The organism is Pseudoalteromonas sp. SANK 73390 (genome assembly GCF_054966645.1).
In genome coordinates this window covers 21,169-46,801 of sequence record NZ_ARPN01000183.1, presented here as the reverse complement: position 1 = coordinate 46,801, position 25,633 = coordinate 21,169, and the positions used below count along the sequence as shown (strand labels likewise).

18 protein-coding genes and 2 pseudogenes are annotated in these 25,633 nt (G+C 40.6%); 6 read left to right on the top strand and 14 right to left on the bottom strand.

Translation table 11 applies throughout. The features are described from left to right. Positions 1-38 precede the first annotated feature (38 nt). The gene (locus SANK73390_RS20190; RefSeq protein WP_462768134.1) at positions 39-1,862 is read right to left on the bottom strand and encodes a M2 family metallopeptidase; all 1,824 of its coding nucleotides are present in this window, start codon (positions 1,860-1,862) and stop codon (positions 39-41) included. A 143-nt stretch (positions 1,863-2,005) separates the two neighbouring features. Between SANK73390_RS20190 and SANK73390_RS20185 the strand changes: the two genes are divergently transcribed. Continuing rightward, positions 2,006-4,270, top strand: a complete 2,265-nt coding sequence (locus SANK73390_RS20185) for an acyl-CoA dehydrogenase (RefSeq protein ID WP_462768133.1) — start codon at positions 2,006-2,008, stop codon at positions 4,268-4,270. A 4-nt stretch (positions 4,271-4,274) separates the two neighbouring features. Here SANK73390_RS20185 and SANK73390_RS20180 read toward each other — a convergent pair whose 3' ends face one another. The 4 genes from SANK73390_RS20180 to metG all read right to left on the bottom strand — a co-directional run bounded on the left by SANK73390_RS20180 (position 4,275) and on the right by metG (position 11,399). After that, on the bottom strand, positions 4,275-4,712 hold the full coding sequence (locus SANK73390_RS20180) for a hypothetical protein (RefSeq protein WP_261595404.1): 438 nt from the start codon (positions 4,710-4,712) through the stop codon (positions 4,275-4,277). Positions 4,713-4,839: 127 nt separating this feature from the next. Further along, entirely contained in the window at positions 4,840-7,986 is a 3,147-nt protein-coding gene (locus SANK73390_RS20175; protein ID WP_462768132.1) for an efflux RND transporter permease subunit, read from the bottom strand. Positions 7,987-7,989: 3 nt separating this feature from the next. Beyond that, complete coding sequence (locus SANK73390_RS20170; protein ID WP_462768131.1) at positions 7,990-9,165, bottom strand: efflux RND transporter periplasmic adaptor subunit; 1,176 nt, start codon at positions 9,163-9,165, stop codon at positions 7,990-7,992. Positions 9,166-9,371: 206 nt separating this feature from the next. After that, positions 9,372-11,399, bottom strand: coding sequence for a methionine--tRNA ligase (metG, locus tag SANK73390_RS20165; protein ID WP_462768130.1), 2,028 nt, complete (start codon positions 11,397-11,399; stop codon positions 9,372-9,374). 170 nt (positions 11,400-11,569) lie between these two features. On the opposite strand from metG, the gene apbC reads away from it, so the two are divergent. The 3 genes and pseudogenes from apbC (at position 11,570) to SANK73390_RS20150 (ending at position 15,855) form a co-directional block, all read left to right on the top strand. After that, a complete protein-coding gene (apbC, locus tag SANK73390_RS20160) occupies positions 11,570-12,643 on the top strand; it encodes an iron-sulfur cluster carrier protein ApbC (protein ID WP_462768153.1) in 1,074 nt (357 codons plus the stop codon). A gap of 3 nt (positions 12,644-12,646) precedes the next feature. Beyond that, positions 12,647-13,236, top strand: a pseudogene (gene dcd, locus SANK73390_RS20155) (dCTP deaminase). Between the two features lie 144 nt (positions 13,237-13,380). Next, positions 13,381-15,855, top strand: a complete 2,475-nt coding sequence (locus tag SANK73390_RS20150) for an EAL domain-containing protein (protein WP_462768129.1) — start codon at positions 13,381-13,383, stop codon at positions 15,853-15,855. On the opposite strand, the gene SANK73390_RS20145 is transcribed toward SANK73390_RS20150, so the two are convergent. Both SANK73390_RS20145 and SANK73390_RS20140 read right to left on the bottom strand, forming a co-directional pair. Beyond that, positions 15,815-16,609, bottom strand: coding sequence for a CLCA_X family protein (locus tag SANK73390_RS20145; RefSeq protein WP_462768128.1), 795 nt, complete (start codon positions 16,607-16,609; stop codon positions 15,815-15,817). The two genes, SANK73390_RS20150 and SANK73390_RS20145, sit on opposite strands and share 41 nt — an antisense overlap. After that, positions 16,606-17,202, bottom strand: a complete 597-nt coding sequence (locus SANK73390_RS20140; RefSeq protein ID WP_462768127.1) for a tRNA-uridine aminocarboxypropyltransferase — start codon at positions 17,200-17,202, stop codon at positions 16,606-16,608. Before SANK73390_RS20140 ends, SANK73390_RS20145 begins: the two co-directional genes overlap by 4 nt. A gap of 115 nt (positions 17,203-17,317) precedes the next feature. Here SANK73390_RS20140 and SANK73390_RS20135 point away from each other — a divergent pair, with 115 nt between their 5' ends. Next, the gene (locus tag SANK73390_RS20135) at positions 17,318-17,662 is read left to right on the top strand and encodes an Hpt domain-containing protein (protein WP_462768126.1); all 345 of its coding nucleotides are present in this window, start codon (positions 17,318-17,320) and stop codon (positions 17,660-17,662) included. A gap of 89 nt (positions 17,663-17,751) precedes the next feature. Continuing rightward, entirely contained in the window at positions 17,752-18,969 is a 1,218-nt protein-coding gene (locus SANK73390_RS20130) for a pyridoxal phosphate-dependent aminotransferase (RefSeq protein WP_462768125.1), read from the top strand. A gap of 47 nt (positions 18,970-19,016) precedes the next feature. Here the strand turns inward: SANK73390_RS20130 and SANK73390_RS20125 are convergent, their stop codons facing one another. The 7 genes and pseudogenes from SANK73390_RS20125 to SANK73390_RS20095 form a co-directional block, all read right to left on the bottom strand. Then, entirely contained in the window at positions 19,017-19,691 is a 675-nt protein-coding gene (locus tag SANK73390_RS20125; RefSeq protein WP_462768124.1) for a M15 family metallopeptidase, read from the bottom strand. Between the two features lie 7 nt (positions 19,692-19,698). After that, complete coding sequence (gene dapE / locus SANK73390_RS20120; protein ID WP_462768123.1) at positions 19,699-20,841, bottom strand: succinyl-diaminopimelate desuccinylase; 1,143 nt, start codon at positions 20,839-20,841, stop codon at positions 19,699-19,701. Next, positions 20,838-21,185: an ArsC family reductase gene (locus SANK73390_RS20115; RefSeq protein ID WP_462768122.1), complete on the bottom strand. Its 348-nt coding sequence runs from the start codon at positions 21,183-21,185 to the stop codon at positions 20,838-20,840. The genes dapE and SANK73390_RS20115 overlap by 4 nt, the downstream gene beginning before the upstream one ends. 1 nt (position 21,186) lies before the next feature. Beyond that, positions 21,187-21,705 (bottom strand): PTS glucose transporter subunit IIA, encoded by a 519-nt coding sequence (locus SANK73390_RS20110; RefSeq protein ID WP_462768121.1) that lies wholly within the window; start codon positions 21,703-21,705, stop codon positions 21,187-21,189. Continuing rightward, on the bottom strand, positions 21,706-22,086 hold the full coding sequence (locus SANK73390_RS20105) for an ACT domain-containing protein (protein WP_261592889.1): 381 nt from the start codon (positions 22,084-22,086) through the stop codon (positions 21,706-21,708). It abuts the gene before it with no gap. An 89-nt stretch (positions 22,087-22,175) separates the two neighbouring features. Next, positions 22,176-24,332: a phosphate acetyltransferase gene (gene pta / locus SANK73390_RS20100; protein WP_462768120.1), complete on the bottom strand. Its 2,157-nt coding sequence runs from the start codon at positions 24,330-24,332 to the stop codon at positions 22,176-22,178. A 1-nt stretch (position 24,333) separates the two neighbouring features. Further along, positions 24,334-25,529: pseudogene (locus SANK73390_RS20095) on the bottom strand (acetate kinase). Positions 25,530-25,633: the final 104 nt, after the last annotated feature.

The window sequence follows — 25,633 nt, the reverse complement described above, 5'->3', positions numbered from 1 at the left end:
AGAGTATGGCAGTTTGTTACATTTAGAGTATTAGCACATTACCAGCCACATTGACGGCTTTTGTTTTGCTCGTCTAAATAAGCTTGTAATGGCGCAAAGTAATCTAAAATGGCGGTTGCATCCATTTGCTGTTTACCTGTTACTTTTTCAAGCGCTTCTTGCCAAGGGCGGCTACTTCCCATCTCTAGCATGGCATTAAGCTCTTCACCCGCTTTTTTAGAGTTATAGATTGAACAGCGGTGAATTGCTTCTTTATTGCCTGCGGTTTCACACAATGAACGATGGAAGTCAAATTGTAGAATATGTGCTAAAAAGTAACGAGTATAAGGGACATTACCTGGCACATGATATTTTGCGCCCGCATCAAAGTCAGCTTCTGTACGCTTGATTGGTGCTTGAACACCTTGATACTTCTCTCTCAAATCCCACCATGCTTGGTTATATTGCTCAGGAGAAATTTCACCAGAGAATACTTTCCAGCGCCATTGGTCAACGAGCAGGCCAAATGGAATAAACGCAACTTTATCCAAAGCCATTCGCATTAATAAGCCAATGTCTTTTGACTCATCAGGCACTTGATCAAGTAAACCAATTTTCTTTAAATAGCCGGGCGTTACTGATAGTGCAACAGTGTCACCAATCGCTTCGTGAAAACCGTCGTTGGCACTGTCTTGATAGAAAATAGGCTGAGTTTTGTAAGCACGTTGATAAAAGTTATGACCTAACTCATGGTGAATTGTAGAAAATTCTTCGCCTGTACGCTGAATGCACATTTTGATGCGAATATCATCTTGGTTATCTAAGTTCCAAGCTGATGCATGACATTGTACATCACGATCTTGTGGTTTTAGGAATAATGAGCGTTGATAGAACGTTTCAGGCAATGGCGCGAAACCCATTGAAGTGAAGAACTTTTCAGCTCCTCTAACCATATCCATTTCGGAGTAGTTATTTTTTTCAAGTAACTCAGTAACATCATAACCAGGGTCTGCATTTTCAGGAGCAACAACATCATAAATATTGCCCCATTGTTGTGCCCACATATTACCTAGCAGGTGCGCTGGAATAGCTTTATCTTGTGGCACCTTATCTTCACCGTATTTCTCACCAAGTTTTGCTCGTACATGACAATGAAGTGAATTGTAAAGTGGCTTAACTTGACCCCAGAGTCGGTCTAGCTCTTTGGCAAAGTCATCTGCTGGCATATCATATTTACTACGCCACATAGCACCAGTGTCTTTATAACCTAGCTCTTTAGCACCTTCATTTGCTAGAACGACTTGTTCTTTAAATAAAGGGCGCATTGGCTTTGAAGTCTGGCGCCAACCTTGCCAAGTATCAAGAAGCTCATCGTAGTCACGGCTAGTCGCCATTTTACTCGTTAATTCACCTAAGCTTTGGCAGTTTTTACCATCTTTACAGTATTTTCCTTTGGCATATAGGCCATCAAGTTCAGCAAGTAAGGCAGCGAGCTGCGCAGATTTTTCAGCATCTTGTGGCGCAGCCATAGTTAAAGATAGCTTAAGTTTATCCATTTTTCTGCGCGTATCTTCGCTAAGCTCTAACTCATCAAAGCGAGCAGCTTCACTGGCTAAGCGTACTACGGTATCCGTTGCTTCTTGACCAACACTAGCAGCCAGTGCTGCGGTATCTTCGGTTACAAAATTGGCATAGATCCACTGTGCTCTATTGCCACGAATACTTAAATTTTCCAGGTTTTTTTGCGCATTCGTTAGAAACTGTTCGGCATCTTGTTTTGTAGGAGCCTGACTTATTGTAGCAGAAGTAGCATTACAACCTGATAAGGATAGGGCAGAGGCAACGATGCATGCACCTAAGCTTAGTTTAAATATCGGTTTCATTTAATTATCACTTGTTGTTATATGTGCGCGGGATAATAACAGTGCACATGTTAGGGGACAAATATTGTTAGACCAATCACGTATATAAATTGAGTTTATGTGATTTTTAAGCATACTTAAAATGTTACCAACTGGAGGCCTGTATGAGCATTATTGTGTTAGTTATCGTTTTAATTTGTATTGTTTTTTTAATACAGTCAATCCGTTATAGACTAATTACGCTACCTGTTATGCGTTATTTTAAACGCGCCCTGCCAAAGTTAACTCAAACAGAGCAAGAAGCAATGGAAGCGGGAGACACTTGGTGGGATTCGCAGTTATTTTCGGGGCGGCCTGATTGGCAGAAGTGGCATCAAATAGATACCCCGAAACTCAATGATGAAGAGCGCTCATTTATAGAAAGTGAGTTAGAAACATTGCTATCAATGCTTGATGAGCAACAAATCAGGCATAGTAAAGATTTACCAGAATCTGTTTGGACATACTTAAAAGAAAACGGTTTTTTTGCTTTTATCATCCCAAAAAAATTTGGCGGTAGGGAGTTTAGCGCACAAGCTAATTCTACGATAGTCGCAAAAATTGCAAGCAAAAGCTTATCAACGGCCGTGACTGTTATGGTACCTAATAGTTTAGGGCCTGCTGAGTTGTTACTACATTATGGTACACCAGAGCAACAGCAGAATTGGTTACCAAAGCTTGCCTCTGGTGATGCATTGCCATGTTTTGCTTTGACAGCCCTTGAGGCGGGGTCTGATGCTGGCGCTATTAGCGACTTTGGAGTGATATGTAAAAAAGCCTATAAGGGTAAGGAAGTATTAGGTATAGAGCTTACATGGTCAAAGCGTTATATCACATTGGCACCAGTGGCAAATGTACTTGGCTTAGCATTTAAAGCCTATGACCCTGATTGTTTACTTGGTAATAAGCAAGCTCTGGGTATTACCTGTGCGCTTATTCCTACAAGTCACGAAGGTGTTAAAACAGGACCAAGGCATAACCCGCTTGATCAGGGGTTTATGAATGGTACTACGCAAGGCAAGCAAGTGTTCATTCCGTTAGAGTGGGTTATTGGAGGTCAGGCAGGGATAGGTAAAGGTTGGCGTATGTTAGTGTCGTGTTTAAGTGCGGGACGAGGAATTTCTCTACCTGCACTTAGTGCTGGTACGGCACATTTGTGTACGCGAACAACCTCTGCTTATAGCCAAATAAGAGAGCAATTTGGTCATCCTATTGCCGAGTTTGAAGGTGTACAAGAGAGCTTAGCGCGCATTGTGGGCTTCACTTACAGCATTGAAGCGTGTCGGCAAACCACCGCACAAGCCATTGATATGAATAAAAGCCCTGCAGTTATTACTGCTATCGCCAAGTATCATTTAACAGAAATGTCGCGCATTGTTATGAATGATGCTTTAGATATTCATGGTGGTAAAGGTATTCAAAAGGGGCCTAATAATTACTTAGCAAACAACTATACAGGGATTCCAATTTCCATCACGGTTGAGGGGGCTAATATTTTGACACGCAACCTGATGATTTTTGGACAAGGTGCCACGCGATGCCATCCTTATATTTTTAAAGAAATAAAACTCATTCAACAAAGCGAAGGCACGGCGTGTGTTCGAGACTTTGATAAATTATTAATGGCGCATATTCAGCATACCTCAATTAACATTATTAAGATGGTATGGTTAGGGCTATCAAGAGGCCATGGTATACCTGCTGGTATTTCTGGTCCAACACAAGTGTATTATAAAAAGCTCAATTGGCTCAGTGTCTGTCTTAGTGTGTGCGCTGATGTCGCCATGCTCAAATTGGGAGGTGAACTTAAGCGCAAAGAAATGCTTTCTGCTCGATTAGGTGATGTGCTTAGCCATTTATATCTAGCCTCATGTGTATTAAAAAAATATGAGCATGATGGCCGGCAGCAAGGTGATATGAAAGCGGTGAATTATGCCATTGCATATCACTTAAAAGCGGGTTTTGATGCATTGAATGACTTTATAGATAATTTCACCAATAGATTTTTAGCGCAAATAATGAAGCGGGCTTGTTATATGTTTGGGCATGGTGCTAAGGGACCATCAGATTACATGGTAACTGATTTGAGCAAAAGCACATTAAATGATAAAAGCGCCCGAGAACGCGTAAGCCATTTATGTTCGTTACAATCAAATAGTGCCGTGGCGTTAGTTGAACAAGCATATCTTGAATATAAAGCGACATTGCCTATTCGTATTAAATTTAGTCAATGGCAAAAAAATGATAAAGGATATTGCTACGATAAAACATTTACAGATCTAGTTAGGCTGGCGCAGAGTGAACAAATATTGACGGATGAGGAGGCAAAATCGCTGATAAATGCGCATGAAGCTTGTTTAAAAGCGATTGCAGTCGATATTTTTGAATAATGATTTATCTGGCAAATGGATCTGGGTTGATTTTATCGATATACCATTTGCCTTTTTTTCTTAGCATTTGCACGCTGCGCATGTCATCGACCTTATCTCCGTTAAAGGAGCCAGTAAATACTAAGTTTATTTTTGCTTTGTCACCATATTGCTCACGCAAGCTTGCATTAGTCATATCAATTTCAATGGTAACTTCATCGAACTGCATATTCACTAAATTACGCGCAAATTGTGATGCTGTTCCATATGAACGCATGATTCTCGCTAATCGAGGGGTTGCATGTTCAAGCGCCATATTTATATTATTCTTATTATACAAAGCATCGAAATAAATTGTTGCGGTAACGCCAGGGTTACTTTCATCACCTTTAGGCATATCGCTGTCACCACAGCCTACTAAAAATAAAACAAATGTTACTAGAATTGTTTGTATGAGTTTCATAATAAATTGAGAATGGTTCTAGATTTCTTAAGTCTGTAATTAAATGAGTAATAAGTAAAGGCAGGAATGCGGCTGAGATAAAAAAAGCTCGTTTTTCAACGAGCTTTTTGGTTGGGAAGATACAAATTTAAACTTGTTTTGTTACAGCTGGCGTGTGGTCTGCTTTTTTAAACCATTTTTTAAAGAGTGCTTTAATATCTTCTAGTACAACATATTGACATGGTATGAGTACGAGCGTGATCACAGTGGCGAATAAGACGCCAAATGCGAGCGATACAGCCATTGGTATAACAATTTGAGCTTGTAAGCTTGTTTCTGTAATGATCGGAACCAACCCCATGAAGGTAGTTAAAGAGGTTAATAATATTGCTCTAAAGCGCATACATCCGGCATCAACAACTGCTTGTTTGATTGTTCTACCTTGCTCTCGCGCTTTGTTGACAAAATCAACCATCACTAATGAGTCATTAACTACAACACCTGCTACAGCTATAATTCCAAAAAAAGACAAGCTGCTCATGGTGATCCCCATTACCATATGACCAATCACAGCACCAACTACACCAAATGGGATCACAGACATAATAAGAAGAGGCTGAGAGTATGAGCGAAGTGGGATTGCCAATAGTGCGAAGATAATCATCATTGAAAGTGCGAAGTCTCTGACTTGCTCAGCCACACTGTTCATTTCTTCTTGAATACGGCCTGCAACACTGCTGGTTACGCCAGGATAATTTTTTAATAAAGAAGGTAAGTATTCATCGCGTATCTCTTCAGCAATTTTAAAAGGTTCAGCTTGATTGGTATCCACTGATGCCCAAACGTTTACAGTACGCTTTGCATTCTCACGACGAATTCGGTTTACACCATCAACTAGCTTCACATTCGCAATTTCAATTAAAGGCACTTCAGCACCAGATGGGCTGATAATACGCACATCTTGAATATCACTAATTGAGTTGCGAGCTTCTTTTGGATAGCGGATCATCACTTTAATTTCTTCACCATCTCGTAAGATTCTTTGTGCCTCTAAGCCGTAGTAGCTAAAGTTAACTTGAGAGGCAACATCAGATAAAGTGAGGCCCATGCTGTAAGCTAAAGGTTTAAGTTCAAGTTGAACTTCATCCGTTGAGCTTTGCATCGAGTCATTTACATCGCCGACGCCCTCAATAGTATTGAGTTTCTCTCTTAATAAGTTTGCGACTTCTTGAAGTTGATCTTTGTTTTTACCTTCTAAGCGGAAATTAATGTCTCCATCATCTCGTCCACCATTACCAATACTATCTTGAATATTAAGTGTTTTAACGCCAGGCAATGGTGGCATCTGCTCTCGCCACATGGCACTTAGCGCAAAAGTATCAACAGGTCTTAAATCCGGCTCGACTAAAATAGCCATAATATTAGCATTCGTGCGGCCTCGTAAGCTCACTGACAAATCACGGATCATGCCAGTGCCATAGGTCGCTTCAATTTGCTTATCAACCTCTAAAATGAGTGCTTCCACTTTTTGTACGGTTTGAAGTGTCGCCGACTCTGATGATGATAAGTTCATTTCAATACTGATTTGTGGAAAATCATGTGGAATTTTCGGATTAGCAACAAACTTAATGAAACCACCGGCAAACATTCCACCAGCAACAATTATAATGGTTAGAAAGCTGATAATAACGGTATAGCGATAGTGGATGCATCGCTCAATAAATGGACGATACATCTTATCGATAAAATGTTTTAAACCACCATCAAGTGACGCACGCAAACGGTGGAATGGGTTTTTAGGGTTGCTCGGTTTGTTTTTCATGGCAGCTAAGTGAGCTGGCAAGATTAGTTTTGATTCGATTAAAGAGAAAATCAAACACAGAATAATTACTCCGCCGATGGCTTTAGAAAATGCAGCAGCGGGGCCTGTTGCAAATGTTTGTGGCAAGAACGCGGCAATAGTTGTCAGTACACCAAAGGTTGCTGGGATAGCAACACGCTTAACACCTCGAACCACATTATCTAATGTGTGGCCATGCTTTTCAATTTCACAGTGCACGGACTCGCCGACCACAATGGCATCATCAACGACTATTCCTAGAACCAAAATAAAGGCAAAAAGAGATGCTAGGTTAATAGTGATATCTAATGTGCCTATTGGCATAAGTAAAAATGCACCTAGAAAAGAAACTGGTAAGCCCATCATTACCCAAAAAGCTAATCTAACGCGTAAAAATAATGCCAGCATTAACATGACCAAAATACCACCTAAAATCATGTTTTCTATCATCATGTTGAGGCGACCATTGAGGTAGTATGTTAGGTCAATAAATGGCTCGATATTAACGCCAGTAGGTAACGTTTTTGAACGTTGCGCAAGGTAGTTATTAATGGTATTTGCAACGACGGTAATATCTTGATCTTTGGATGCTTGAATTTCAAAAGTGAGTGAGTTTTTACCATTGTATTTAGAGTACTGTAGTCCTTCTTCAAAGCCATCATGGATAATTGCTACATCACCTAAACTAACTTGCGCACCATCTTCAAGCGTTATCAGAGGGAGGTTTGCGAACTCATTGCCACGGTATGCTTGATTTTCAACACGCATTGAAATGTAGCCATTATCAGAGCGAATTTGACCTGCAGACATATTCGCAGAAAAAGACTGCACAGCTTGTGAAATATCTCTAAAGCTTAAACCATATTCTCTTAATTTATCTGGGCTTACTTCGATGCCAATTTCATAGTTTAGGCCACTATAAAATTGCACCAAATTAATACCTGGCAGAGCCAGCATCTCGTCATGAATAGTGTTACCGAGCTCTTTTAGTTGCGCATTATTTAAATCACCATATAAAGACAGCCACATTACTTCTTGGGTTGCCTTGTCATAGCTGACTATTGGGCGCTCCATACCAACAGGAAAACTAGGTACAGAGTCAACTTGCATTTTAACTTCGTCTAATACCAAAAGAGGGTCGTAGTGATCTTCCACTTCAATCCAGGTTTGTGAAAAGCCACGGTTGGAATAGGTGATCATTCGTTTGATCCCTTCAAGCCCTTCCATGGCTTCTTCGACCTTAATTGTGATGCCTTCTTCTACTTCTTGTGGTGCAGCCCCAGGATATATGGCTTGTACACTTAACCAGTGACTTTCATATTGTGGAAACATCTGTTTTCTGATTGAAAAAGACGTTAGTAACCCACCTACGAGAATAAATATCATGAGTAAATTTGCGGCAACTGGGTTGCGTGCAAACCACGCAATAATGCCTTTTTCAGTTAGATTACTCATGATCTACTCCTCTTTCAATGCAAGCTGAGTATCAGTCACCGACTCGGTACCATCATTTAATTTAAGTTGCATGCCTTCAGTAGGGTACTCAAGCGCTGAGGTTATTAGTTGCGCGCCATTGTTAATACCCGCATCTACAATGGAATAGCCATTATATTCTCTTATTATGTTGAGCGTTTTAAAGCTTAATGTGTGGTCATCGTTAATAATGGACACTTGACCATTTTTAACCAGGTACTGAGGAATTGATGCTGCATTATCAATGGTTTTGCCATCGATTGTGGCATTTAGGTAAGCCCCAAAGCGAAGTGGTGTTCTATCACTTTCATAGGGTCTTTTTACCTGAGCAACGAGGTAGGTCATACGGCTGCGTTGGTCAATAACCCCTTCGCTGCGAACAATCGTTCCTTGCCACTTTGCTGGTTTACCTTCAACTTGGGCGGTGAGTGTTACGTTTGCATTAATTCCTCCATTAACAAGGTATTGCAACTCATTATCGGCGACAGGTAAGCGTATTTCGGCAACTGATGTTGCGTTAAGCATACCAAATGTACTACCAGGATTGACAACACTCCCTAGGCTTAAATCTCTACTGGCAATAATTGCATCGTAAGGGGCTTTAATGTAAGTGCGTTCTAAGTTGCGTTTTGCTCTTTTTACACTCGCTTGTGCAGCGCGAAAACTTGCAAGTTTCTCTGCTAATTGTGGTTTGCGCAAGTACAACTCGGATGGAATTGTTGCGCTGGCATTATCTTTAATGCGCTGCCACTCAGTCTTTGCAACGTGCGCTTGTGCTTGTTCTATTTCAAGTGCAGAGCTTGCTTGTGCAAGGCTTGCTTGTGCTTCAATTAAAGCGGCTTCATAGTCGTTCGGATCGATACGGGCAAGTATATCCCCTTGATTTACAAACCCACCCTTTACAAATGCATCAGACACAGCAATCACTTGACCGCTTACTTGGGCGACAAGCTCAGTGTTGTATTTTGGTTTGACCAGTCCATATGAATCTACATTGAGTTGCATCGGCGCAACGAGTATAGGTTTGGTTTCGACAAGGGGGTGAATTACTTGTTCGGGTTTTTGTTCAGGAGGTTGCTTCATTGCTGAGAATGCGACTGCTATGCCTATGCCTCCGACTAATACCGCAAGGGGTAATAATATTTGTTTTTTACTAGCCACGTTATCTTCCTTCCAACTGTTGATGTTGTTGGTATCAAGCTTTTGTTGATACCGATACAAGGATAATAAACGATAAGATATGTCTAGTTGTTTATTTAGGTTCTAAAGTTGTAACAAAGCATTACATATGAGGCTTTTTGCAATACTTTCAGGTATAAATATAGAAAAGGCCCATCATGGGCCTTTAAAAATATAAAATAAAGAGCTTACATGACGCGCATGCCTGGTTCAGAACCATCATCTGGATTTAAAATATAAATTTCTTTGCCGCCTGGGCCTGCTGCTAAAACCATACCTTCTGACATACCAAAGCGCATTTTTCGTGGCTTTAAGTTAGCGACCATTACAGTCAGCTTACCTTCAATCTCCTCAGGAGAGTATGCTGATTTTATGCCTGCAAATACTTGGCGAGTTTCACCACCTAAATCAAGTGTGAGTTTAAGTAACTTTTCTGCGCCTTCGACATGTTCAGCTTTGGCTATTTTAGCGACGCGTAAGTCTACTTTGGCAAAGTCATTAAACTCAATCTCTTCGCAAATAGGTTCTTTAGCAAGTGGGCTATTTGGGTCAAGTTTAGGTTTGTTGCTGGCTTCCAAGCTTTCTTTAGATTCATCTAGCATCAGGTTTACCTTATCCATATCAACACGTTGCATGAGTGCTTTAAATTTGTTGATACTATGCCCAGTAAGTACATCTTGCGTACTATCCCAAGTTAATTCAGTATTCAAAAATTGCTCTACATTGGCAGCCATGGCAGGTAAAACAGGTTTTAAATAGGTCATTAATATTTTGAACATATTCAGACCAGCAGAACACACATCATGCGCTTGTGCTTGCGTTTGCTCATCTTTAATTAATACCCATGGTGCCTGTGCATCAATAAACTGGTTTGCTTTATCAGCAAGGGTCATAATTTCACGAATGGCTCTGCTGTAATCACGTTGTTCATAATATTGCGCAATGCCCTCAGAGGCGTCTTTAAACTGCGCAATAAGCTCTGGTTCAAGCACATTATCACTCATTTTGCCGTCAAATTTTTTGCTAATAAAACCGGCACAGCGTGATGCAATGTTGACAACTTTACCGACTAAATCCGAGTTAACACGTTGCGCAAAATCGTCTAAATTTAGATCTAAGTCGGTAATGCCGCTATTTAATTTGGCCCCAAAGTAATACCTTAAAAACTCTGGGTCTAAATGTTCTAAGTAGGTACGCGCCTTGATAAAGGTTCCTTTGGACTTAGACATCTTTGCGCCATTAACTGTTACAAAGCCATGTGCATAGACATTTGTTGGCTTACGGAACTGCGCACCCTCTAACATGGCAGGCCAAAATAGGCTGTGGAAGTAGATAATATCTTTACCAATGAAATGATAGAGTTCTGTGTTAGCGCCCTCAGCCCAGAACTCATCAAAATCTAGGCCTTTTTTATCACAGAGATTTTTAAAACTTGCCATGTAACCGATTGGTGCATCGAGCCAAACGTAGAAGTATTTACCAGGAGCGCCTGGAATTTCAAAGCCAAAGTAGGGAGCATCACGGCTAATGTCCCACTGCTGCAGGCCATCAGCAAACCATTCTTCAAGTTTATTTGCCATCTCTGATTGTAAGGAACCAGAGTGTAACCACTCTTTTAACATGCCCTCAAAAGCGGGCAAGTCAAAAAAGTAATGCTCAGAGTCTTTTAATACAGGTGTTGCCCCTGACATAACTGAACGTGGTTTTTTTAACTCAGTAGGGCTATAGGTTGCCCCACAAGCGTCACAGCTGTCACCATTTTGATCCTGTGCATCACACGTTGGACAAGTACCTGTTACGAAACGATCTGGTAGGAAAATGCTTTTTTCAGGGTCAAAAAGCTGAGAAATCGTACGCTTTTTAATATGACCTTTTTGATCTAAACGCTTATAAATAAGCGCGCTTAGTTCACGGTTTTCTTCACTGTGAGTACTATGATAGTTATCAAATTCAATATTAAAATCTGCAAAGTCGCGTTGGCGCTCAATACTGACATTTTTAACCATTTCTTCAGGGCTGATCCCTTGCTTTTGTGCATTAAGCATAATGGGCGTGCCGTGTGCATCATCTGCGCACACATAATAGGTTTCATGGCCGCGTAATTTTTGAAAGCGAGACCAAATGTCTGTTTGAATATATTCTAACATGTGACCAAGGTGCGTAGGTCCGTTTGCATAAGGTAATGCACTGGTGATGAGAATTTTTCTCTTCGTCATAACTGTTCCAAGATTGTCGCGTGACTGCGTTCAATTATCAGCCAAACCGCAAAGTTTAAGCCATCACTTGCCATTTTAGTGACATGTATCGCATTAATAGACTGGTTTTAATGGGTTGAATGTTACATAATTCCGTGGCCTTTTTCATCACTAGAGTGCGTTTTATTTCTATGTTTGGCCTCAATAAACTTTTTAAAAAAGACAATCAATTAGAACAACAGATTTTTAGCGAGTTGGCAGCGTATAAAAGTAGCGTATTTCCATTAGGTATTGAGTCAAGCTGGGTGGAGAAAATTGACATTCAGGGTTCAGAAGTAAAAATGTCGTTGAATCTGCCATTTGCGGCATCTGGAACTGCTGTTCTTTTAGGGCAAATGCTATCGTCAAAACTTGATAAAAGCATAAAGGTCGTTGTTGACTGTGCGTTGCCAAAAACCTATAAATTCAAAAAAATCAAACATATTATTTTAATTGCTTCGGGTAAAGGTGGGGTTGGTAAGTCAACAACAGCAGTAAACTTAGCGCGAGCTTTGCAAGCTCAAGGTGGCAAAGTGGGTGTGCTCGATGCTGACATATATGGGCCTTCTATTCCTTCATTGTTTTCAGTTATGGATGAAAAACCGACAACGCAAGATAACCAAACGCTAAATCCAATCAGCAAAGATGGAATTAAGGTACAATCAATTGGTTTTTTAGTTTCTCCACAAGATGCCACCGTTTGGCGTGGCCCAATGGCATCTGGCGCACTTAACCAGTTGCTGAACGAAACTCAATGGGGTGAACTTGACTATTTAATTGTAGATATGCCACCGGGCACGGGTGATATTCAATTAACAATGACACAAAAAGTACCAGCCAGTGGCGCGTTGATTGTGACAACCCCGCAAGACTTGGCATTGCTTGATGCACAAAAAGGCATCGCCATGTTCAACAAGGTTAACTTACCTATTTTGGGGTTAATTGAAAATATGAGCCATTTTGTATGCACGCATTGTGGTGAAAAAAATCATGTGTTTGGCAAACACGGTGGCGAACAGTTAGCACTTCGACATGCTGTACCATTGTTGGCCGCGATACCGCTTAACATGGAGATCAGAGAGACGTCTGAACTTGGAGGTTGCCTATCCGTTAAGCATGCAAATATTTTTGAACATTACGCAGCATGCGCTCAAACACTCAGCAGCATGCTCTATTATCAAACGCTGTCGGCCCCAACTGTCGATATCGTCATTACGGATGACTGATTAATGAGATTATCAGATAAACATATAAAGCAAGCAGTTGCAGAACAAAAAATCATTATCGAGCCTGCGCCAAGTGAAGACATGATCTCTGGTATTACAGTTGACTTAAGACTGGGTAATAAGTTTCGTGTATTTCAAGACTATGGTGCGCCCTACGTGGATTTAAGTGGACCTAAAGATCAGCTTAATGCGGCAATGGAGTCGATTATGAGTGACGAAATTGTACTTGAAGATGGACAAGCGTTTTTCTTACATCCTGGTCAATTAGCCTTAGCGATGACTTATGAATCGGTGACATTACCTGCAGATTTAGTTGGTTAGATGGACGCTCATCATTAGCACGGTTAGGGCTTATGGTGCATGTAACAGCACATCGAATTGACCCTGGTTGGGCGGGCAATATCGTCCTTGAATTTTATAATTCGGGTAAATTACCTTTGGCTTTAAGACCAAAAATGAAAATAGGGGCGTTGAGCTTTGAAACGATGACCAGTGCTGCTGATAACCCTTATAACATCCGTAAAGATGCAAAATATAAAGGCCAGAATAGTGCGGTTGCCAGTCGTATCAGTGCCGACAATAACAACAATTAATTACCGCTTTTAACAGGCGGTGGATTTTAGGTGTACCGACATGCACCGCCTCTTTATTATTTATTTGCTCGCATTAACCCAGAAAACTTCCATACTAACTAATAGTCATGCGTAAACACATGATGCGTTTTTAAAGGAGTTAAGATGGGTATTAATAAAACCTTTCTGGTGTTTATGCTTTATCTAACCGTGATAGTTAGTTGTGGCTCTTTGGCTTCACCAGTTTCTTACTATAATGATTTAAGCAACCAACAGCCGATCGAAGATATTTTACAAAGACAAAGTGAATTTGTAGCACTTGATAAGCAATCTTCTATCGCACCCAAGTTAGTATCAACCTGGCTTAGAGTCGAGACCTCACAATTGAATTTGTCTGGTTCAAGTTATGTGCTTTATATAGAAAAGCCAATTAATAGCTTGGTTGAATTTTATCGAGTTTTACGGGGCAATGTCGAAGAGCGAGTAACAATCCCCCCAAATAATGCTTCTTACTCTCGTCTACAAAGTATTTCTCCCCATATTATGTTTGCGCCTGCCGTGCAAAACTCACTGGTATATATTCATATTCGTTCTCCCTATACAGTGAAGTTTAATTACTTCGTGACGTCACAAGCCAACTTCAAAAAGCAAAATCAGTCGAAATTATTTTGGTATGGTATTGAACTTGGGTTGCTATACTTTATCGCTTTATTATTAGCGGGTATGGCGTTAATAACTAAGCGTAAACACTTGGCTTTACTTGGTATTTATATAAGCTTTTTAGCTATACAATGTAGTGTTAACAATGGCAGCATTTATTTTTATTTGCCGCTTGAAATGGGTAAATCAATCGCTTCTTTAAATGGCAGCTGGCTCATTTTGGCCTGTGCTATGTGCTTGGTGTACCATAAATCATGTTTTCCGTCGATGAAAGACAATAAAGAGCTTTCATACTTAGTTTGGGTCACAACTGGGGGGCTCGTTGTAGGCGCTGCAATATTGTTTGGTATGGGGACTGCCTTATCAAACCAATTTCAAGCTTTAGCTTGCCTGGTCACTGCAGCGGTATTAATTGCAGTTTACTATCAATGTCGAACAGAGGTAACCACAGATATTTGGCTAATGGCGGGCGCTTGGTTGCCTATGTTGGCACTTGGCTTCGTGTGGGTAAGTATGCAATTAGGTATTATTACCAACGGTCAGATGCTTGAAGTGAGTAAATTAGCAATTGTGATGCATATCCTACTACTTATGTTCAATATATTTGTTAACGATAAAAAACTTAAAGAGCGAGTACTATTTTATAGTTTACATGACCCAGATACAGGGCTTTCAAATCGTTATGCTTTGAATCAATATTTAACGCATTTAGTGCATGCTAATACGCATCATACTTTGTTGTTATTTAGACCTTTAGTTATCCACTCAATACGATTAAATTTGGGCCTTGAACATGCAAATAAGCATTTGAATGAGCTTTTTAGCAAATTGCATTTGCAGTTGGATACCTATGGCACCTTAACGCTAAGAGATCAAAAGGCCCATAATACAGAAATATTCCGCTTAGATGACTGTACTTTTGGTATTACTTTGCTTGGTAAGCTGTCATTAAGCCAAATAGAGCAATATGTGTGTATTTTATCAAGCGTGTTTGAAGAAGGGATCGACTATAAAGGTATTCGATTGGTTGATGAAATTGAAGTGGGTGTTGCTCACTATCCCTTGCATGCAAAGACTGCTGAAGGACTCGTTCAAAAAGCAATGTTAGCGCTAGCCACCAAATCGGATCATAGTGAGCGTTGGCAAATATTTGATCTGGCTAATTCTGTGATATCTGAGCGTCGAATGCAGTTATCATCTGCACTTAAGGATGCAATTGAGAATGATAGCTTCAACTTGTATCTTCAGCCGCAAATAAATTTATCAACTGGGAAAGTGTATGGCTGCGAAGGTTTATTAAGGTGGTTTCACCCTAAATTAGGACAAATACCGCCTGATGAATTTATTCCTATTGCTGAATCATCAGGGCTAATTCACTCTTTAACTGAATTAGTATTGGAAAAAGGGTTAAATTACCAAAAACAGCTGGTTGAACAGTATCCAGGGCATGTTTTATCGCTTAACATTTCAGGAAAAGATCTCGCAAAAAAAGAACTGTTGGTACATTTAATAACTTTGGTGAATCAACTGAATTTAAATCCGTCACAAATTGTGATTGAAATTACAGAGTCAGTCACAATCGCCAATGAAATATACTTGAAAAACATATTAGATGATTATCGTAGTGTAGGCGTAAAATTAGCGCTCGATGACTTCGGAACAGGTTATTCCTCGTTAGCTTACTTAAGTCGCTTAGGGTTTGATGAATTAAAAATTGATAAGCAGTTTGTTATGGATATAGAAACTTCTAAAAGTAATCAGACCATCACTAAAGCAATGTCAGATTTGGCGCATAGTTTGGGTCTAAGGGTGGTTGCTGAAGGTATTGAAAGTGAGCAAAGCTACACGCGTTTACAGCATTATGGCTGCGATTATGGACAAGGTTATTTTATATCGAAACCATTGGCATTTGAGGACTATTTGAAGTGGTTGTATAAGGTTAGTCACAGTGACGATGTAAAGCAGTACCTAGCTTACTGAAGTAGTGAAAGATGATGTCTGATAGGGTGATTATATTATCTAAACATGGGAATCCTCCTTGTTTTTGTAGTTTGCTGTTTTTTACTCCGCTTACGAGATACTCATTGAGTATTTTTGGATTGTGGCTTATGCATGCTTCAAAAGCGCGGGCGCTCATTTCTTGTGGACGGCTAAAATAGAGTAAATTGTATTGCATATCAAGTGCTTTAGCTTGTTGAAAAAATCGGCTGGGTTGATCAGTATTGTCACTTAAAAATAGTTGCTTAAAAAATTGATCTAATAATAAATTAAGTGGGTGGCGGTAAGTGACATTACACTGTAGCCATAGGCTAGATGCAAATGATAGGGGTGTTGTACTGGCAAATAGTTTTTTACAAATATAGTGGTCAAATGCATGCCACCACTCATGCGCCAGAGCACCAGCTCCGGCATTTTTTGCCAGCGCTAGGGTTCTTGCTGCTGCATCATAATGTGCTTGTACACCGAGTTGTCCCCCCGCACCGAAAGCAAAGTTGAGAGTACCTCTTAGGCCTATAACCTGCGGGGGAACTTGTAAAATCTGTGCTAAGTCAGCCAATGCATCATAAATTAAATTAGCGCCAATACGCTGTTCATCAGGGGTAACCCAACTTCCGATTGTGACTGTTCTAAAGCCAAAGGTATGTTTAATTTCTTGAAAATCCGCCTGATCATCAAAGCGATAATCAGGGCCTTCTCTTTTAAAGTTAGATGCGATCCTTGGTATGTAACTCATAATTTATACCGAGATTTAACGTGCTCTGGCATCAACTTCGTTTGTTGCATTACCATCCCATTGAGTAAATTAAGCAAGGGTTGTTGATCTATATGTTCATATTCATTCAAAAATAGTGAAACAGCCTCTAAAGTTGATAAACTATGTGCTTGCTCAGCCTTGCGGATGCGATATTGGTTTTTGGGTATTTGAGAAAAAGTCACTTTGGGGAGTTTATTGAGCCATGGATTTAGGGCAAATATTTTGTGTGCTTTTTTCCACGTACCATCAATAACAATTAGTACGTCTATGGGAGCATGCTGAACACTGAGCTGTTGCACAGTGATAGCTTGCTCATTGGGATATAATAAGGCACACCGTTGGTTTTGCGTTATTTTTTGCACTTGAGTAAAGTCATCACTACTTTCTCCAGTGAAAACGCAAATATTGGTTAGCTGTAATTTTAAAAGTCGTACCGTATTTTTTGCCAGAGATACTTCGTCTGGGTATTGTAAAACGATAATTTTGGTTTTATTTGGTAGTGAAGGGGTTACATAATGACATACACATGTTGTTTCAGGGTAATGGCACTTTGTACAACAATTTCTCTTCATTGTTTGCTCTAAAACAAAAACACATGATAAATGTTATCATAAATATCAAATTGTTTTGCTAACGATAGGTGAATTGTCTAGCATTACAAGTAACGACCTGTTGGAAGGGAATTTTATGAACGTAAGTATTGATAATGGTGCACTGGAAAGTATGCAATCTCTGCTTGGGGAGCAATTTGAAGACACTTTGGTTTTTTGTTGCAGTGAATTTGAAAGGTTAGAGAACGATCTCAAATTGGCGCTTGATTGCGATAAGCAAGAAGCTATACGTCATGCCCACAGTTTAAAGTCTAACGCTGCTCAGTTTGGTGCAATTAGCTTAAGCGGCACAGCCAGAGCGATTGAGCAGGGGTTAATCAAAGGAGATGAGCTTAGTGTTACTGAAAATATGGAACAGATAACAGAGCAAGTTGTTGGCTCTAAGTCTCAGTTGCTGCAATGGCTTGCGATGAATCCATAACTTTTATTATTCTATAGATATCTTCGTTTATCCCTCTGGTTTTTCTGGGCATATATAGGCTATGCTAGGCATTGGAAATGGGGGGATAAATGACAAAAATTACAAAAAGTAACAAACTTGACGGTGTGTGCTATGACATTCGTGGCCCAGTGCTCACACAAGCCAAAAAAATGGAAGAAGATGGGCTCAAAGTACTCAAGCTCAATATAGGTAACCCGGCAGCTTTTGGCTTTGATATGCCGGAGGACATGCACCGAGACATTATTCGCAATTTATACTCAGCTCAAGGCTATTGTGATTCTAAAGGGTTATATTCAGCACGTGTGGCGGTGTACCAGCACTATCAGCAAAAATCGTTACCAAATATCAGTGTTGATAATATTTACATTGGTAACGGAGTGAGTGAGCTGATCCAAATGACCACTCAAGCATTGCTTAATAATGGTGATGAAGTGCTTATTCCTGCACCTGATTATCCGTTGTGGACAGCGTCGGTCAAGTTGGCAGGGGGAACACCTGTTCATTATCGCTGTGATGAACAACAAGATTGGTTTCCTGATTTAGTCGATATAAAACAAAAAATAACGAATAAAACCAAAGCACTTGTGCTGATAAATCCGAATAACCCCACCGGAGCCGTATACGATAAAGCGCTACTTCAAGGGTTAATTGATATCGCGCGTGAGCACCAGTTGCTGCTATTGAGTGATGAGATATACGAAAAAATCTTATACGATGGTGCTGAGCACACCTCAATAGCTGCAATGTGTGATGATTTACCTGTTATTACTTTTAATGGTTTGGCTAAAACTTATCGTGCAGCTGGTCTGAGGATGGGCTGGATGATTTTAAGCGGTAAAGTCAGTGCAATGGGAGATTTAGCAACGGGATTAGATATGCTTGCCTCAATGCGTTTATGCGCGAACGTACCTGCACAGTTTGCAATTCAACAAGCGCTTGGGGGGGTGCAATCTATTGATGCTTTAATTGAGCCCGGTGGAAGGTTATTTGAGCAGCGAAATATAGCTTATGATGGTCTAAACAATATAGAAGGTTTGTCGTGCGTTAAACCAAAAGGTGCACTCTATGCGTTTGCTAAAATCGACACACTCAAGTTTAACGTAAAGAATGATGAAAAATTAATGCTCGATTTGTTACGAGAAGAAAAGATACTGCTTGTCCATGGACGTGCATTCAATTGGCCAGAGCCAGATCATTTTAGATTGGTATTTTTACCACATAAAGATGAATTAGAGCCTGCAATGGCCCGTATGCAGCGGTTTTTTGCAAACTATCGTCAATCTTAAATGTTTTATGAGACACAGCTATCACTTGGTTGTGTCTAGATGCACATTTAGACTGGGTAAGTAATATTGGTGATAAAGCGGTTATAAAGCGTTGCTAAATTGCTTAAAATTGCTTTTTTTCCTAACACCTCTTGATTTTTTAATGCTGCAGCGATGTTGTGTATGTTTTGATACTGTTCAAGTTGCTTAGCAACACGCTGGTGGCTAATATGCCAAGGCTCTTGAGCCACGCCTCCTTGATAGCAATTGTAGGGTTTAAAAAAGCTGTACGTTTGTAAATGTTCATCTAGCCAATTGCTAAACTCAGCAAATGGCCCACCTAGTTGATACTCCCATGGTTCAAGTTGCAAGTTTTGATTTGGCGCAAGGCAATTTGCAGCATATATGTCTAAATCGCTGCCAAAGTGATGTCGACTGCCACCCGGCAAAGCAGAGAAAAGCATAATTGCTTCACACTTAGCTTGTTCATCTAGTTTAGATAAGTCAACTTCTTGACCATTGATATCATAGACAGGGCGTTGCTTGGAGAATTTTGCGTTCCAAATAGCAGCCTGACGTTCAAAGCCCCTATAGCTTGACGCAATACGCAGCTCAAAACCGTCTCGCTTGGCTGCGATGTATAACGCGTTCAGGTCATCCGTGATTTCTTTATGCACATAGTTGTTTTGCCAGCAGGCGAGGTGTACATCAGATAAGCCGCAGGCAATTTTTGACATATCCATAAAAGCCTCAAGTCAGCAGTTTTTCTAATATGCGTTCATAAATAAGCGCAAGATTATCTAAATCTTCGATGCTCACACATTCATTTACTTGGTGGATTGTAGCATTAAGGGGGCCAAGCTCGATCACTTTAGCACCAGTTTGAGCAATAAAACGTCCATCAGAGGTGCCACCAGAAGTTTCTGCAGTACTAATTGTGCCAGTGATTTCTTCAATCGCAGATAGGGTGACATCCAGTAAAGGCCCAGGTTCGGTCAAAAATGGCAGGCCATTTAAAGTCCATTCTAATTCATATTCAAGTTGGTGTGTTTTAAGAATATTATTTACTTTGGTTTTTAACTCATCGGCCGTGACCTCAGTGCTAAAGCGAAAGTTAAACTGCACGTATAACTCACCTGGAATAACATTCCCTGCGCCAGTACCACCTTGAATGTTAGATATTTGAAAACTAGTTGCTGGGAAATATTCGTTGCCATTATCCCAAGTTGTTTCACTCAGTTGTGCCAGCGCAGGCGACGCTTTATGTATTGGGTTATTTGCCAAGTGAGGATAGGCTACATGGCCTTGTTTACCTTGGACTGTTAAGTGTCCAGTTAAGGAGCCTCTACGTCCATTTTTTACCACGTCGCCAAGGTGTGAACGTGATGACGGCTCACCGACCAAGCACATGTCTATCTTTTCATTTCGGGCTTGTAATAAATCAACAATACGGGTTGTACCGTTGATAAATGGACCTTCTTCATCAGAGGTAATTAAAAATGAAATTGACCCATTATGGTTTGGGTGTTTAGTGATGAATCGCTCCGTAGCCACAAGCATTGCCGCTAATGAGCCTTTCATATCTGCAGCACCTCGGCCATGTAGCATTCCGTTATAAATTTGTCCATCGAACGGAGGGTATTGCCATGTTGACTCGTCACCTGTGGGCACAACGTCAGTATGTCCAGCAAAGCAAAAGTGAGGCTCTACGGTCCCTTTTCTTGCCCATGTATTTAACGTATCGACAAAAAAGTGCTCTTCGATATTAAATCCAAGAGCACTAAGGCGTTTGTTCATTATGTCTTGGCATCCAGCATCTTCAGGGGTCACTGAAGGGCGTTGGATTAGCGCTCTTGCAAGTGTTATGACTTCACTTAAGTGACTGTCATTCATAGAGAGAAAACCTCTTGGTATTGCTCTTTTTTAAACCCAAGGTGATAGTGATCTTGATGCACTAAAATCGGACGTTTGATCATGGCCGGGGCGTCTAACAATAATTTTTTTGCACTTTGTTCATTGAGCGTTTGTTTTTGCTCATCGCTTAAGGCACGGTAAGTTGTACCACGTTTATTGAGCACATTTTCCCAGCCTAATTGCATAAAGAAAGTATCAATTAAAGCCTCATTGATGCCATCTTTTCGATAGTCGTGGAAAGTAAAATCAATGTTATTGTCGGTGAGTAACTTCTTCGCTTTTTTTATTGTATCGCAGTTTGGAATACCGTACATGATGGTCATATTACTGGCCCTGTGGTGATTGTTTTTTGGTAATGGATAAGAGTGGATCTTGTCCTGCACTCACTTGTTTTAAAGGATAATAACATGGTCCGAGCTTATCTGCATTGAGCACGATGAGTGTTCCTAATATTTTTTGCTGTGATGATGGTAGGTCGAAATAAGCGAGAATTTCACCTTGCTCAATGTGCTTTTTACCAAATGCATTGATGGTTTTTTGGCTAAGTGTATTATATTCGTTTGGCAAGTGAACATGGACCATGAGTTTTAAGCCATTATCAGCAACGATAATAAATTCACAACCTTTGCGTTTTATTTGTTCGATAGTACCTGATATGGGAGATGTTACTTTATTACCTGTCATCTCTACACAGACTCCTCTACCTAACATACTTGTTGCAAGTAAGGTCTCTGGATGTACGCTCAGAGGGTAAACTTTGCCAGTGAATGGACTGGCAAGATTCATCAAAAGATGCTCAACAGAGGCGATAGGGGCGTAGTCTACTGATTTAGAGAATTGCATTTATAAAACCAAATATCCGTCTTTTTTGAGTGCTTTGATAGCTGCATCGATTTGTTGTTGTTTAACTAAAATGTAATCGGTATCGTAGGTAGATACCGAGAAAATTGATATTTGTGCCTTGGCAAGTACACCTGATATATTTGCCATAATCCCTGTTAGAGAAAATCCTAACGGACCAATTACTTCAAGTGCTTTCCAATCCCCTTCAGCAGCAAAACTATCTAATTGAATGTTGCTTGGACAGACAACAGACAATTCATCTTCGGTTTTAGCAATGAAAAAAATATTGGCATTAACAACCGCACTGGGAATAGCGGCATCACAATCTAAACTATGTATCGTAAATGTTTGATTGAGTAACTGTAGCGTTTGTTTTGACACGCTTTACCTCTATCCAATAAGTTTGCTTAAAATCAGTATAGCCAAGAGTTTTTAAAGACACTCTCAAAAAACGCTTAGCTAATCAATGGTTACTTTAGTTGATCTATAATTTGTTGAGCTTGTATTGCTGTAAGCGCAATAGTATATACAATATCATCCACTAACGCGCCGCGGCTTAAGTCATTTACTGGTTTTCGCATACCCTGAAGCATAGGACCAATACTAATGAGCTCTGCACTTCTTTGTACTGCTTTATAGGTTGTATTACCAGTATTTAAATCTGGAAATACAAAGACTGTTGCTTTGCCCGCAACTTTACTATTGGGTGCTTTTTTCTTGGCAACATTTTCCATAATCGCAGCGTCATATTGTAAAGGACCATCAATATCGAGGTCAGGTCTTTTTTGCTGTGCTAATAAAGTGGCTTCACGCACCTTATCAACGTCAGCACCTTGACCGGATGTACCAGTGCTGTAGCTGATCATAGCAACACGCGGGTCAATTCCAAAAGCTGCTGCTGAATCTGCGGACTGAATGGCAATATCAGCAAGTTGTTCGGCCGTTGGATCTGGATTGATTGCACAATCGCCATAAACTAAGACTTGATCTGGTAAAAGCATAAAGAAAACTGAACTAACTAAAGATGAACCTGGTGCCGTTTTGATAAGCTGTAACGGGGGACGAATAGTATTCGCTGTTGTGTTTACTGCACCCGATACAAGGCCATCTACTTCATTTTGTGCCAGCATCATAGTACCCAGTACCACGTTATCTTGTAATTGTTCATGAGCAACAACTTCTGTCAATCCTTTGCCTTTACGTAGTTCAACCATAGGGGCAATGTAATTATCAATGTGGCTCTGAGGCTCTAAAATTGTCACATTTTCGTTAAGTTCAACACCTTGTTGTGCTGCAATACGCTCAATTTCTTCGCGCTCGCCCAGTAGTATCGTTTTCGCGATACCTCGCTGACCGCAAATTGCAGCTGCTTTAATTGTTCTCGGTTCATTACCCTCTGGAAGTACAATGGTTTTGTCGGCTTTACGGGCCAAGTCAGTTAACAAATAGCGAAATGCGGGTGGTGAAAGTTTACGTGTCTTAGCGACTCCAACTGCCAGTTCATTAAGCCAATCAGAGTCAATATGGTTGGCGTTGTGCTGCTTTACTTTATCAATGCGCTGGTCATCATCACTGGGTACTTCCATATTGAAATTATGTAAAAGCAAAGATGTTCGCCAAGTGTCTGCATTTGTTGCCAAAATTGGTAAACCTGTTTGCATCGCCTGTTCACACAAAGTCATGATACGCGGCTCTGGTTTAAAGCCACCAGTTAACAATATAGCACCTAGTTTGGTTCCGTTCATGGCAGATAAACAAGCAGCTACCAGCACATCAGAGCGATCTCCTGGGGTTACTAAAAGCGCACCTGGTGTGAAATGATTCAATATATTTGATACGGTTCTTGCGCAAAAAGTAACTCGGCGTAAACGTCGATGTTCCATATCACCACTATTGATTATTTCCGCTTTTAGATAATTGCGTAAATCAATTACCCGTGGAGCGACTAGGTCGAAATCCCAAGGTATACTGCCAAGTAACATAAACGGGTGTTTACGAAAGATAGGTAAAGATGCTAGACGGTTTATTTCGTTTTCTAACGCATCAGGGTCATGCTGTTCAACAAGATCAGCACGGGCGCGGCCTTGTTCATCGAGCGGCGCATTTACTTTGTTGAAAATACAACCCAGAACACGGGCATGGTTCACTGTTCCGTAATTTCCTGCTGCGATTTCTAAGCGGTCTTCTAGCTGTTCATTGTTGTCATTGCCCGGTGTAAGCACAAACACAATATCAGCGCCAAGCGTTTGTGCTATCTCTCTGTTTACACGTCCTGCATAGGGTTGTAGACGTGTTGGCACCATGCCTTCAATAATAGCCACTTCGTCATCAGCGATGGCACTTTCAAAGCGCTCTACTATTTCTTCAAGTAAGTCATCACCTTTGCCATCTCCTATCATTTGTTCAGCGTAACTAAGTTTGAAAGGCATTGGAGGGGTAACTGCAGAGCCTTGTTGCACAATGACAGTTGATTTTTCAGGGCCATGCTCGTCTTTTCGAGGTTGTGCAATTGGTTTGAAAAAATTCACTTTAACTGCTTTTTGTTCCAATGCTCTGACAAGCCCCACCGAAACAGAAGTTAGGCCTACACCCGTTGATATAGGAATAAGCATAATACGACGTCCCATATTATAGCTCCTGTGCAATGGCAGCGGAGTCGGTTGCTATGACCAACTCCTCATTGGTTGGAATTACAATAGCACAGGGCTTACTTGAGGTGGTGATCACCCCTTGTTGGCCAAAACGTGCAGCCAGGTTTTTATCATCATCCAGTTGTAGCCCTAAAAAACTAAGCCCAGAGACAACTTTGGCGCGGATAGTATTGGAGTTTTCACCTATCCCACCGGTAAAAATAAGTGCATCAAGTCCGCCAAGTGGCACGGCAAACGCTGCGATCTGTTTTGCTAAACGATAACAAAATATATCTAAGGCAAGCTGTGCTTGTTCATGGCCATTTGCAGCGGCTTCTTCAATTGTTCGACAGTCGTTAGATAATTCACTGATGCCTTGTAGACCACTTTGTTTATTTAAGAGTAAGTCTATTTGAGTGGGTGAATATTTTAGCTGATTTACTAAAAAGGTAAAAATACCAGGGTCGATATCGCCACTACGAGTGCCCATAACCAAGCCTTCAAGTGGTGTTAAACCCATGCTAGTGTCAACTGACTGACCATTTTTTATGGCAGCTACTGAGCAACCGTTACCTAAATGCGCACTTATAATGCGTGAGTTTTGTTGATCTAACGCTAAAACTTTGTGGGCTTGGGTCGATACATAATAATGGCTGGTACCATGAAAGCCATAACGGCGAATACCGTGCTCTTTGTATAGTGAATATGGTAAAGCATATAAAAATGCCTGTGGTGGCATTGTTTGATGAAACGCGGTATCAAAAACAGCAACTTGTGGTAATGAAGAGAATGCAGCTTGCGCGGCTTCAATGCCAAGTAAATTAGCTGGGTTGTGCAGTGGTGCTAAGGTGCTGGTTTTTTTATTGCATTTAACACACTTTTTGTGATTAGTACGGAATGTGTAAAGTGTTCTCCGCCGTGCACGACTCGATGACCTATGGCTATTAGGTGCTTGTCTAGTCCGAGTTTTTTTACTAGCTCAACTAGCTGAGCAATGGCTACTTGGTGTGCATCACCATGATTAAGTGTGATCGTTTGTTTTGTGCCATCGTATTTGTATTTTATAAGCGGTTGTTGTTCAGCAAGACACTCAGCAAGACCAGAAAGTACTTCTGAGCCAGATTGAACATCAATGATGGCAAATTTGAGACTTGAACTACCACAGTTTAAAACCAGAACATGGGAAGATGACATAATGACTTTCCGTTTTGACAATAACAGTAAACACGTATTAAGCTTACAGCATAGTGGCGAATAAGCTACGTGCTAGAAAAATGGCTAATTGACTTAATTATTAG